A 12,000-nucleotide genomic window follows, 5' to 3' on the forward strand; every position below is an offset into this window, starting at 1 on the left:
ATAATTGGCCGCCATCTCAATGCTTGCACACTGAGATGGCGGCCTTTTTGTGCCGATAGATTTGACGAGGTCAGGTAGAATAAGGGACCTGTTGACAAAGTAGTGCCAGAAGCCTCTATGTGGTACAATGATATGGAAAAAGACACGGCTGGCTGCCGTGCCTTAACCCTAAACATATTATAATAGGAGGGATAGAGCATGATGGGACGGCGAGATGGGCAAATGACAATGGTCTTCGTGGATATGGAATCCCTGATCCCAGAGAAACATTTATTGCGGAAAATTGACCGGGTCATATCCTTCGAGTTCATATACGACTTGCTTGCACCATACTATCCCTCTATCGGGCGCCCATCTGTGGATCCCGTCTGTATGTTCAAGATGCTTCTGGTGGGCTATCTATAGCCACCCACGAGGACGAGATCCCTTGCAAAGAAAGAACCCTGTATCGCTACATCAGTGCAGGATATTTGAGTGCAAAAAGCCTTGATATGCGGCGAAGTGTGCGGTATAAGAAACGGAATCTCACAAAAGAGCCGAAAACCAGTCCTCGCAAGAAAGTTGGGCATCACTATAAGAACTTCAAAGAGTGGCTGCTCCAGAACCCGACAGAGCACATTGTGCAGATGGACACCGTAGAGGGAACCAAGGGCGGTAAAGTCCTGCTGACGCTGTTTTGGTGCGAAGAAAAACTGATGCTGGCATTTCTCCTGGATAGCAAGGCGATGGACAATACCGTAGCTGCCATGAACCGATTGGAGGATATGCTGGGAGATGCTCTGTTTAACAGAATGCTGCCGGTGATTCTCACAGATGACGGAACGGAGTTGTTTGAATACCGGCAGGATGGTACTCGCCGTACCCACCTTTTCTACTGCCAGCCACGCTGTTCTGACCAGAAGGGCGTCATAGAAAAGAACCATGAGTATATTCGATATATCGTTCCCCACGGCACCTCTCTGGACGGCTTGACGCAGGAGAAGGTAGACTTAATGATGAGTCACATCAACAGCACAAAGCGGCCCGGACTGGGCAACAGAACGCCGATAGAAGTGGCCATGGAGCGATTTGGGACCGAGACAATCCGGAGGATGGGTTTAACCCTGATACCACCGGATGATGTGAATTTAACCGCAAAGTTAGTCAAGTAAACAAGCCGATTCAGACAGGAGGGTACACATATACTCCCCCCGAAAGACCGGAAGTTACTCTTGCAAACCGTATTTTCCGGGCTGTACCTTTGTGCGGCCTTTTTTACGCAAGTTTTTTGATTTTGACCCCATGCGCCGCTGAAAATGCGGATTTTTCCGGTTCCCTATGACGGCAAATGTGGCAAACCGGAAGTTAGTCTTGCAATTTTTGCGAGAAAAAGCCAAACCCGAAGTTAGTTTGGCATTCAACCCGGATGTATTTTTTCCTATTTGGTATGGAACATTTCCCTATATTTTTCGTCTACTAATATAATAGTATACCCATGAGTACAATATCAGATTTTATTAGGAGGTATCGGCATGAAACGCAAACTGTTATCTCTGGCATTGGCCTTCGTTATGGCCTGTTCGCTGGTCGTTCCCGCTGCTGCACAGTCGGCGAATGAGCGGTTGTCCACCGTAACGGCCCAGGTCAAAAGGACGCTTGGCCTGGATACGACCCCCTACACGGAATTCTACGGGAACCTGCGCGAGGAGATTCTGGCGCCCACCTGGGAGCTGGAGTGGAACGGTTCTGCCGGAAACCTCTCCATTTCTGCCACCGAAGATGGCAAAATCCTCAGCTACCATGTCTACGAAAATCATGGGGAACCCCGTTCCGGCGCTTTTGCCCCGAGTTTTCCCGCCGGCAGCAGGGATGCCGCCCGCGGCGCGGCCATGGACTTTATGGACAAGGTTCTGACTGCAAACGAAAGCCTCGTGATCGAGGACCGCGGAACGGATGGGCTGAACACCACAAGCTACCGGTTCCGGGGCGAAGTCCTTATAAACGGCCTCTCCGCAGGGCTCACGTACAACATTTCCGTCCGGTGCAAGGACAACAAGATTATGTCTTTCTACCGTGACGATCTGAATGGGGCAGTCATTGGCGGCATCCCCTCCGCCACGCCAAAGATCCTGCCCGACCAGGCTGGCAAAGCGCTGCGCGAAACGCTGGCGCTGCGGCTGGAATATGTTCTCGAGCAGGAGGACGGCACAAAGGCTGTCCTGCGGTATCTGCCGGAATACGGCGACGACTACTATGTGGACGCCGCCACCGGCAAGCTGGTGAATCTGACGGAGTTGGAGCAGGATGTGACCAAAGGCGAGCCGAGGGCTTCCGCCGGCAGCGATAATGCTACCACAGAAGATGCCGCCCCAGAGGCGGGGCTGACAGACGCCGAGCAAAGCGGCGCGGCGTTGCTGGAGGGCGCGCTGACGCGCGATGAGCTGGACGCCAAGGCGCGCGCCATCACGGAACTCGGGCTGAAAGCCTATACCCTCTCCGCCGCAAACTACACCGTTCCAAGAGAAAACGATGATGACGATGCCGTCACAGCGACCCTGTGCTATGGCCGGCAGGTAAATGGCGTCTCTTGGCGCCGTACCGTCGTCATGGATGCCAAGACCGGCCAGCTTCTTCGGGTCAGCAGCTCCGCGTGGATGCCGGATGAGGCGGTTACCCGCTCTGTGAATGCGGATGCCGCCGCAAAAACTGCCAAGGCATTTTTGGACAAACAATGCGGCGCGCAATTCGCCAAGACCGGGCTGTATGACAGCTTGGATGCCATGGAGCAGGAATGGCAGATTTCCCACACCTTTACCTTTGCGCAAAAGGCTAACGGCTATTTCTTCCCAGCCAACAGTATCCAGGTGGGGGTAGACGCCACCGACGGCTCCATCAGCTACTACGAGAAACGGTTTGATGACGCTGTGACCTTTGATACGGAAGCGGGCATCATTACCGCAGAGCAAGCGCTGGATGCATGGCTCAATACCTATACGGTCGATCTCCAGTATGTGTCGGTTCCCACCGCCGTGGACTATTCCAAGCCGGAATACGCGCCACTGAAGGACTATGGGATCGGATACCTCTATAAGCTAGTGCTGGGCTATCAACTGGAGCGGGAAACTTCTTTTGCGGGGATTGACGCCAAGACCGGGAAACCGGTAGAGCACAGTTGGGCAGGCGAGGATGATGGCATTTCATACAGCGACCTTGCCGACCACTGGGCGAAATCGAAGGTTGAGGCTCTGGCAAAGTACCGCGTGGGCTATACCGGCGGGAAATTTGAACCCAACCGCGCGCTGACCCAGTTGGATCTGATCGCGCTGCTGGCCAGCACCGAAGGATACCTGTACGACGCAGGTCAGGAAGGGGCCGCCGACCGGCTGTATGAAGTTGCCTATGAGATGGGCTTGCTTCAGAGGGCCGCGCGCAAGGATACCGCCATCCTCAGCCGGATTGACACGGTGCGGATGATTCTGGACGCCATGGGATATGGCCCGGTTGCACGGCTGAACGGCATCTTCCATACGAAGTTTGCCGACCAGGGCAGCATTCCCGCAGCGGATCTCGGCTATGCGGCGCTGGCCCAGGGGCTTGGGATGGTTGCTGGAGAGCCCGGTGGATACTTCCAGCCCCTTGCCAACGCAACACGCGCACAGGCCGCCACGATGCTCTATAATCTGATGGCTCATTGATACATAAATCCTGTATGGCCAACGCGAATGATTCTGCTTGAAAGGGAAAGATAGCGTTCCATCAAGAAAACGGTGTAACTCCGAGAGTCGGGGTTACACCATTTCTTTTTCCGCTACCATACCTGTTTAGAGGATCCCCGTCGGCAGCCATTATTTTTATGTGGCATTCTCTGCACGGTCTGGATTCTAAAGCAATCATATGGTATGATTTTATCAGAATAGAGGGAGGGTTAGGATGTGTAAATGGATACACCGATTGAAAGCATATTCGCACACATCGTCGCATCCATTCAGGCCGCTGGGTATGATCCATACGCCCAACTGTATGGATATCTCAAAACCGGCAATGAGTCCTTTATCACCCGCACAGGCGACGCGAGAAATATAATAAAGCAATTCAGCCGTGAGAAGGTGCAGCATTATACTGAGAAGCTGCTCAAATAAAATCCAATGTTCATATCGACGACAGCGAGGGTTTGCATATGCTCCACTGGCTACATATCGTAGTAAGCAATGCCAAGGCATTTCTCTTTCTATTTTTACGAAACTTATTCTACTTGACCTCTATGAAAGGCCAGGGAAACATCTTTTAACGGTATTTAGCAGGCAAATGATAGGGACGGTCGAAGATGAGCGGAAGGCATAATTCAAATCTGCCCTGCGGAAATCTTCCAGCAAACGGTTGTGTACCAAGCGCTTGAAGCTGTTTGGGATACATCCACATCCCACTGTATGGGCTCCATGCCGATGGAGCGGATCGCAGTGATCACGTTATTGTCATACTCTCCATAAGGCGGCCGGATCAGGGTGGGACGCACGCCGGTCACCGCCTCGATCTTGTCGTTGCAGGCCTCCACATCGGCAATGATCTCCTCTTTGGAGAGCTGCGACATATGGGCGTGATCGTTGGAGTGGTTCATCACCTCGTGCCCGGCATCATGGAGCGCCTTGACCGATTCGGGGTATTTATCCACCCACGAGCCTACCACAAAAAACGTTGCCTTGACGTTATACTTGCCCAGGATGTCGATAAGCTGCTGGGTATCCTCATTGCCCCAGGCTGCGTCAAAGGAGATGGAGAGCATCTTCTGATCCCGCTGGACGCAGTAGATGGGCAGTTGCCGGTCGGTGGCATAGGCGCTGACCGCCGCAGGATAATTGACCACATAGAACATGGCCGCCGCCGCCAGGGCGCAGGCCAGGGCGGTCAGGCGCTTTCGCTGGAGCAGAAACACTTTCATAGCTGGACCTCCTAAACTTCGTTTGCTCCATCTTATGAAAGACAAGGCCGGTTCAGAAGAATGCGGCGGCAGAAAGGCGGGACAGCGCCAGGGCCAGCAGGATGCTTCTTCCCGCATGTCTCATGATCGTTTCCCTCCTGTGCTCCGATTCCTTCCTTGTAACGGAAACAGGTCGGACATGCAAGTCCGCGGAACCCTCCGGCAGGGATTACCGGCTATGTACCCCCCAGCTCCACCGGCTCCAGCTTCATCACGGACACCTCGTAGGCCACCCGCTGCTGACTGACGCCGTCCTCCACCTTGGTGTAGGAGCGGCTCTGCAGCCGTCCGGCAAGGCGCACCCCGTCCCCCACCTCCAACCCGGCGCAGCGCTGGGCCAGCCCGCCCCAGGCGATGCAGGGCAGATAGTCCGCCCGGCCGTAGCGGCGGTTGACCGCCAGCATCAAATCGCAGATCTCCCGTCCCAGCGGGGTACGGCGGAAGACCGGCGGCTTGCACAGCGTCCCCGCCAGCACCAGATCGTTGGCCGGCTCCCCCCCGCCCTTCCGCAGGGAGCGGGCATACAGAGTGATGACCAGGCGGCTGCCCCGGCCGCTCTTGTTGTTGAAGGAGCGCACTTCCCCCTCCACCTCCAGCGGTGTGCCGGCCGCCACGGAACATTGCTCCAGCAGCGGCCGGGCCGCAATGACGTTTACCCGGTCCTCCGAGCCGGAGAGCCGCAGCACCGAAAGCGGAAAGGTCTCGTAAGCCACGCCGTGATTCTCATGGGAAAGGGTGGGCGCCGCCGCCGCCACGCCCCGCAGCAGCGCCCGGTTCTCATTCCAGCCAGTTTGCATATCCATCCACGCTCCTGTGCATTGCTTTTTTGTTCACTGTGGCATGTATATGCGGGCATGTCCGCGGCTATGCCGCGCTCCGGGCCCTCCCCGGCACAAAACCGCCCCCATCCCCGGCGTCTCACGCGGGTGACGGGGGCGGCGCCCGGTGCGTACGCTTACCGCTCGGTGACGGGCTTGGCCTTTTCCTTGGCGGTTTTGGGCCTGCCCTGGAGCTCCGGCACGGGGGGCGCTTCGTTCCGGGGCTTTTCATGGGTGCGCTCGGGACGCTTCATGCCTTGCTTTGCCATAGGGGCACCTCACACATCGTTATTGGGGAGCGACTGCTTCTTTGCATTGGGATTCTGGTTCTGGTTCTCCCGGGTCAGCGGGGTCTGCCCGTTGCACTTCTTTCTTCGTGCCGTCTTGTTGTCGGGCTGGCTGTCCTTTGGCATAGGGCGCTTCCTTTCTGTGCTGTGCTACGCCTGTTCCTGCCAGTTGGCGGGGTAGACGAAGTACAGGAATCGGGCATGGCCCGTGACGGAAAACTGGATGGAGCTGTCCTTGGGGATATAGATCACCTCGCCCGGACCGGCGCTGACGCGTTCTCCGCCGATGAGCACGTCCAGCCTTCCGCTGATCACGTAGTCCATCTCGTCGTAGCGCAGGGTCCAGGGGAACGTGGTGTCGGTCATCTCCATGATGCCCGCCCCCAGGCGCGGGCTCTCCTGGAGGGAAAACAGATCCCGGGTATAGACCCGGTGGCGGGGGTCTCCCGTGTCCATGCGATGCTCCTCAGAGACCGGCAGGTCGGGTACCCGGACGGCACGCACGCCGTGGGCGCCCCCGCCCAGCTTTTCCAGCAGCACCTGGCGCACCAGCGCCTCCAATGCATTTTTATCCATTCCGTTCCTCCCGGCCGTCCTTGCCTGTGAGGAGCATGGCCACGATCACACCGCCGACGCCGCCCACCAGCTTGCCCACGATCATGGGAAAGATCATGGTGGAATCAAACCCGGCGGTAAAGCCCAAATGGTCTCCGAAGACAAAAGCCGCGGACACGGCGAAGGCCACATTGATGACCTTGCCCCGCTTGTCCATATCGGCCATCATACCGAACATGGGGATGTTGTTGGCCAGGGTCGCCACCATTCCGGCGGCCGCCACATCGTTCATACCCAGCAGCCGCCCCAGCTTGAGCAGAGGCTTCTGAAACACCTTGGTGATGACGAAGACCAGGGGAAACGCGCCCGCCAGCACCACTGCGATATCGCCCACGATGGCGACGCCCTCTTCGATGGGGTTCATGCCCGGGATAATGGTGAGGGGGGTGAGCTTCTGGATGATGGCGGCGGCCAGCCCGATGGTGATGATGATGACGATGATCTTGCCGAAAACCTGAAAGCCCTTGACCATTCCATTGGGGATCAGCCAGAGGCCCAGGGCGATGAGCGCCGCGAAGAGAACGATGGGGATCAGGTTGCGCAGCACCATCCCCACCGGGAAGCCCGCCACCAGGCCGCCCACAAAGCTGCCCACCGGGACGGCCACCACGCCCGCCAGCACGCCGGTAGCCAGATACCTGCGGTCCTCCGCGCGGATGATGCCCAGCCCCACGGGGATGGTGAACACGATGGTGGGCCCCAGCATAGAGCCTACGATCAGCCCGCCGAACTGTCCGGCCTGCTTGGTGAGGGCCAGCTCCTGGGCCAGGGGCGCACCGCCCATATCATTGGCCAGAATGGTTCCCGCGAACATGGCCGGGTCCGCGCCCAAGAACTGATAAAACGGGACCACCACAGGGCTCAGCAGACGGGCCAGCACCGGGGCCAGGCAGATGATACCCACCATGGACAGGGCCAGGGAGCCCATGGCCAGGATGCCCTCCTCGAACTTCTCCCCCAGCCCGAAGCGGTTGCCGATGATACGGTCTATGGCGCCCAGGGCCATGAAGACCACCATCAGGTATACAATGATCTCATTGACGGACATTTACATGTCCCCTTTCTTATAGCTTGGCATAAAAGCGCTTCCCGAAGGCGCCGCTCAGACAGACCCGTTTTCTGCGGCAATCCCGGCGGCCCGGGCAAAAACCGGCGCGGCAGGGCGGGACCGTTTGCCGGACCGGCGGGCGCACGGACGGTTCCGTTCTGCCCTACGGCCCATCGATGATGCCCACAATGGCGGCGTCGATGGGGATATGCGCTCCCGCCGCCACCCGTGCCGCGCCCCCGGTGGCCACCAGGACCCGCTCCCCCTCTCCCGCGCCCACGCAGTCCGCGCATACCAGCAGCGCCCCGTCCACCGCTACGGTCAGCAGGGCCTGTCCCGTCAGGGCGGGGGATTTCTTGGTGGCCCATACCTTACCCGCCACTTGTCCTAATAACACCGATGCCCATCTCCCTCATCTGGCGCTCCATGCCCACGAATTTCTGGTAGATGCCCATAGGGGCGGTACGCTTGTACTGCCTGTACTCCATCGCTTCGGCCAGTACCGCCACCCGCTCCCCCCGCAGCAGCGCGCCCAGGATCTGCCGCGCCGGCTCGTCCAGCGGGATGCCCAGGGACAGAAGGGCCATGTCCTGGATGGGCAGGCTGGTGATGACCAACCGCTCCCCTCTCTGCTCCAGCGTCACGGCAGCCTCATCCCCCGGCCGCCCGGGGCGGCGGAAGCGGGAGCGGCCGGCACCGCGGCGGTCGGAACGCGTCTCACGGCAAAATCATCCCCCTGTCGCCCTTCTGGAAGCCGCAGGCGTTGGCCTCGTCGTAGTCGATATGCACCACCGTGGAAAACTTGGGGGACACCCGCACTTCCATCTGTTCGAAGACCAGAGGCCGGTTGGTGAAGCACCGGAACCGGACGTTCTGACCGTCCGCCACGCCGAGACGGCCGGCGTCCTCAGGCGTCATGTGGATATGGCGCTTGGCCACGATCAGGCCCCGCTCCAGGCGGATCACCCGCTCCCCATGGCGCACGGTGAGGCCCGGAGTACCCTGGATATCCCCGGAGAGACGCACCGGGGGCGTGATCCCCAGGGCCACCGCGTCGGTCAGGGAGATCTCCGCCTGACTCTCGCTCCGTTCCGGCCCGAGTATCACCACACGCTCCAGTTTTCCCTTGGGGCCCTCCAGGGTCAAGCGCTCGGCGCAGGCGTACTGCCCCGGCTGAGAGAGATCCTTGACCCGGTTGAGCTGATAGCCCGCGCCGAACAGGGCCTCCAGATCGCCCCGTGACAAGTGGATATGCCGTCCGCTGGCCTCGATCTCGATGGTCAGCCGGGATACGATCTCCTCCGCCAGGCGTTCGATCGCAAGTACATTGGTTGTCATGTTGGTCCACCGCCTTGTACGGCGCGGCGCCCCAGCGCGCCGCGCATCAGGATTGGCGCCGGTATTGCCCGGCCTTCCACTTGATCATCATGATCCACATCAGTGAGGACAGCCGGTTCAGGCCCAGGATCATGTCGCTGCGCGTCACGTTCCCATCCGGGTCCCGGAACGCGGCATAGGCGGCCAGCTCGGTCTGCCGCACCACGGTACGCAGTTTGTTGAGGGCCAAAAGGGCGGGCCCGTCGGTGTAGCGGATCATAAAATGGGGCTGGCCGAAGTGCTTTTCCGGGTAATGGGAATACTCCCGCAGCTGCTCCGGCGTATAGCCGCACAGCCGGATGCTCCCGACCGGCTCGTCCAGCACGTCGAAGCGGATATAGCGCCGTACGAACCCCAGTACCTCCTCCAGCTCCTCCGCCAGCGCGGGGCAGCCCTCCCCCGCGGCCGCCTGCTGGGCCAGGGTGATCTCCGCCTCCAACGCGTCGATCCAGCCCCGGAAGGCGATGCGGGGGTGGTCCTTAAAGACCAGGAGATTGCCCTTGAGATGGGTCATATGCTCCGGCTTTTCGGTCAGCGCCGCGCCGAACAGCGTCTGATATCGGGGCGCAGACGGGGCTTCCGCGCCGCCGGAGCCCGGCTTTGCTGCGCCCTCGGGCCTTCCCTGGGGGTAGACGACCTCCACCCGGTGCTCCCGCAGGTAGTCTTTCGCCCCGGGTGTGAGCACCTGGTCCCGATTGACCACCACCGGCCCGCGTGCGCCGTTGTCCGACATGCGGCGCACATCCTCTTCGGTCAGCAGGGCCATGGCTTACTGTCCGTCGGATTCGCCCTTGGTATGGGGCAGGATGTGATCCACCTCGGCATGGGGCCGCGGGATGACGTGCACGGAGATGAGCTCGCCAACCTTCTCAGCGGCTGCGGCGCCCGCGTCGGTGGCGGCCTTGACGGCCCCCACGTCGCCCCGTACCATAACGGTCACCAGGCCGCCGCCCACCTGTTCCTTTCCCACCAGCTGGACGTTGGCGGCCTTCACCATGGCGTCGGCGGCCTCGATGGCCCCCACCAGTCCCTTTGTCTCCACCATGCCCAGCGCATTCGTGTTTGCCATACGTTCGTTCCTCCTGTGATTCCTGTTTTTTTCATCCGCCGCTTCCTTGGGAAGGGCGGCGCTTTGGCTCTCCTTTTTGGCGCTCCGGGGCCGCGCCGTCTTTGGGCCTGCTGCGTCCGGACGGGCGGCGGCGTAGCTGCCGCTCCCCGCCCCCCGGCGCCTGCCCGGCGGAGCGGCGGTCTCGGGCGGGATATGTGGCGCGCCGCCCACCGTCCCGGCCGCCTCGCCGTTTCCGGCGAAGACGGTATGCTCCTGGTCGTCCTCCATCCCCTGGGGCGTTTCGGCCATCAGGGTGTTGGACAGGGCCTGTACCTGCTGAAGAATGGCCTCATGGGGGTTGAGCAGCACGCCGTCGGCGTTGACCTCGCTCATACGTTCAGCCTCCTCAGGATCTGCTGGACCAGCTCCTCCAGGCCGGGCATGGCCACAGCCTGTTCCGGCCGTCCCGGCTGGTACGGCGCGCGATCCTGCCGCAGATCTTCCAGCTCCCGCACGCCCCAGGCCACGCGCTTGATGTTGATCAGGTCCAGCGGCCCGATGTTGTTGGAGCTGGAGGAGCCGCCCACCGCGCCGCATCCCAGGGTCAGCGCCGGGAACAGGCAGGTGGTGGCGCCCACGCCGCCCAGGGACGCCGGGGTGTTCACCAGCACCCGGCTGGCGGGCACCTCCTGGGCAAAGCGCTTGACGGTGTCCTCGTCCTGGGCGTGGATGGCAAAGGTATGCCCCGCGCCCTCCCACTCCAGGATCTCCACGCAGCGGCGGAGCACCGCCTCTTCGTCGCTCTCCACGTAGTAGGCCAGGATCAGGCCCAGCTTCTCGTTGGAATAGGGATAGCCCCGGCCAACGCCCCGCTCCCGGGCCACCAGCACCCGCGCCGTGGGCGGCACCCGGTCCAGCCCCGCCAGCTTGGCCACCGTCTCCACCGATTTGCCTACGATGGCGGGGTTCATGGTGCCGTTGGAGCGCAGGATGAACCGGGAAAGCCGGCTGTGCTCCTCATCCGAGAGGAGATAGGCCCCCTGGGCCTTCAGCTCGGCGCTCACCGCCGCCTCCATCTCCCGGGTGACCACGATGGACTGCTCGCTGGCGCAGATGGTGCCGTTATCGAAGGTCTTGGAATCCAGGATGCGTTTGACGGCCAGCCTCACGTCGGCGCTGCGGTGAATATAGGCCGGTCCATTGCCCGCGCCCACGCCGATGGCTGGCGTCCCGGAGGAGTAGGCCGCCTTGACCATGGCCCCGCCTCCGGTGGCCAGGATCAGACGGGTCGCGTCGTGGCGCATCAGCGCCTGGGTCGCCTCCAGGGTAGGATTTGTGATGCAGGCGATGGCTCCCGCCGGCGCGCCGGCGCTCTCCGCCGCCCGGCGCACCACGTTCACCGCCTCCAGGATGCAGCCCGCCGCGCTGGGGTGCGGGGAAAAGAGGATCGGATTGCCCGCCTTCAGGCAGATCATGGCCTTATAAATGACGGTGGAGGTGGGATTGGTGGAGGGCACCAGCCCCGCCACGATCCCTACCGGTACGCCGATGTCGATGGTGCGTTTCTCCCGGTCCTCGGCCAGGATGCCGTGGGTGCGCTCGTCCTTGATGGCGTCGTAGAGGGTGAGGGCGGCAAAGCGGTTTTTGATCTCCTTGTCCGCCGGGATACCGAAGCCGGTCTCCTCCACCGCCAGCTCCGCCAGCCTGCGGGCTTGCTCCGCCGCCGATACGGAGATGGCCTTCGTTATTTTGTCCAGCTGTTCCTGGGTCATGCGTTCCAGGGCGCGCTGCGCCTGCCGGGCCTGTCCCAGCAGGTCCCGCACCTCCTGAATGGATTGCAGGTCCTTGTCCAA

General features: G+C 60.8%; 15 protein-coding genes and 1 pseudogene. 4 read left to right on the forward strand and 12 right to left on the reverse strand.

Going from position 1 to position 12,000, the window contains the following annotated elements:
* Positions 1-198 precede the first annotated feature (198 nt).
* The 4 genes and pseudogenes from MR825_RS14480 to MR825_RS11790 form a co-directional block, all read left to right on the forward strand.
* Positions 199-402, forward strand: a pseudogene (locus MR825_RS14480) (IS1182 family transposase); the annotation flags it as partial.
* A 101-nt stretch (positions 403-503) separates the two neighbouring features.
* Positions 504-1,151 carry a hypothetical protein gene (locus MR825_RS11780; protein ID WP_287880864.1) on the forward strand — a complete coding sequence of 216 codons (648 nt, stop codon included), beginning with the start codon at positions 504-506 and terminating at the stop codon, positions 1,149-1,151.
* A 360-nt stretch (positions 1,152-1,511) separates the two neighbouring features.
* Positions 1,512-3,674: an S-layer homology domain-containing protein gene (locus tag MR825_RS11785; protein WP_287880866.1), complete on the forward strand. Its 2,163-nt coding sequence runs from the start codon at positions 1,512-1,514 to the stop codon at positions 3,672-3,674.
* Between the two features lie 243 nt (positions 3,675-3,917).
* A complete protein-coding gene (locus tag MR825_RS11790) occupies positions 3,918-4,118 on the forward strand; it encodes an IreB family regulatory phosphoprotein (RefSeq protein WP_287880868.1) in 201 nt (66 codons plus the stop codon).
* Between the two features lie 203 nt (positions 4,119-4,321).
* Here the strand turns inward: MR825_RS11790 and MR825_RS11795 are convergent, their stop codons facing one another.
* From MR825_RS11795 to MR825_RS11850, 12 genes are all read right to left on the reverse strand, one after another.
* Positions 4,322-4,915 carry a polysaccharide deacetylase family protein gene (locus MR825_RS11795; RefSeq protein WP_287880870.1) on the reverse strand — a complete coding sequence of 198 codons (594 nt, stop codon included), beginning with the start codon at positions 4,913-4,915 and terminating at the stop codon, positions 4,322-4,324.
* A gap of 215 nt (positions 4,916-5,130) precedes the next feature.
* Positions 5,131-5,757 carry a single-stranded DNA-binding protein gene (locus tag MR825_RS11800; protein WP_287880871.1) on the reverse strand — a complete coding sequence of 209 codons (627 nt, stop codon included), beginning with the start codon at positions 5,755-5,757 and terminating at the stop codon, positions 5,131-5,133.
* A 152-nt stretch (positions 5,758-5,909) separates the two neighbouring features.
* On the reverse strand, positions 5,910-6,041 hold the full coding sequence (locus MR825_RS11805) for a hypothetical protein (RefSeq protein ID WP_287880873.1): 132 nt from the start codon (positions 6,039-6,041) through the stop codon (positions 5,910-5,912).
* A gap of 9 nt (positions 6,042-6,050) precedes the next feature.
* On the reverse strand, positions 6,051-6,185 hold the full coding sequence (locus MR825_RS11810; protein WP_256176536.1) for a hypothetical protein: 135 nt from the start codon (positions 6,183-6,185) through the stop codon (positions 6,051-6,053).
* 24 nt (positions 6,186-6,209) lie between these two features.
* Entirely contained in the window at positions 6,210-6,635 is a 426-nt protein-coding gene (locus MR825_RS11815) for a cupin domain-containing protein (protein WP_186908566.1), read from the reverse strand.
* A complete protein-coding gene (eutH, locus tag MR825_RS11820) occupies positions 6,628-7,722 on the reverse strand; it encodes an ethanolamine utilization protein EutH (protein ID WP_186908567.1) in 1,095 nt (364 codons plus the stop codon). Before eutH ends, MR825_RS11815 begins: the two co-directional genes overlap by 8 nt.
* A 163-nt stretch (positions 7,723-7,885) precedes the next feature.
* Positions 7,886-8,119 carry a EutN/CcmL family microcompartment protein gene (locus tag MR825_RS11825; RefSeq protein ID WP_186908568.1) on the reverse strand — a complete coding sequence of 78 codons (234 nt, stop codon included), beginning with the start codon at positions 8,117-8,119 and terminating at the stop codon, positions 7,886-7,888.
* Entirely contained in the window at positions 8,094-8,366 is a 273-nt protein-coding gene (locus tag MR825_RS11830; protein WP_287880875.1) for a hypothetical protein, read from the reverse strand. The genes MR825_RS11825 and MR825_RS11830 overlap by 26 nt, the downstream gene beginning before the upstream one ends.
* 73 nt (positions 8,367-8,439) lie before the next feature.
* A complete protein-coding gene (gene pduL / locus MR825_RS11835; protein ID WP_186908570.1) occupies positions 8,440-9,060 on the reverse strand; it encodes a phosphate propanoyltransferase in 621 nt (206 codons plus the stop codon).
* A gap of 46 nt (positions 9,061-9,106) precedes the next feature.
* The gene (locus MR825_RS11840; protein WP_256176537.1) at positions 9,107-9,865 is read right to left on the reverse strand and encodes an ATP-binding protein; all 759 of its coding nucleotides are present in this window, start codon (positions 9,863-9,865) and stop codon (positions 9,107-9,109) included.
* Positions 9,866-9,868: 3 nt separating this feature from the next.
* Entirely contained in the window at positions 9,869-10,168 is a 300-nt protein-coding gene (eutM, locus tag MR825_RS11845; RefSeq protein WP_186908603.1) for an ethanolamine utilization microcompartment protein EutM, read from the reverse strand.
* A gap of 368 nt (positions 10,169-10,536) precedes the next feature.
* The gene (locus MR825_RS11850) at positions 10,537-12,000 is read right to left on the reverse strand and encodes an acetaldehyde dehydrogenase (acetylating) (RefSeq protein WP_287880877.1); all 1,464 of its coding nucleotides are present in this window, start codon (positions 11,998-12,000) and stop codon (positions 10,537-10,539) included.

It is taken from the genome of Lawsonibacter sp., from assembly GCF_022777125.1.
GTDB lineage: Bacteria > Bacillota > Clostridia > Oscillospirales > Oscillospiraceae > Lawsonibacter_A > Lawsonibacter_A hominis.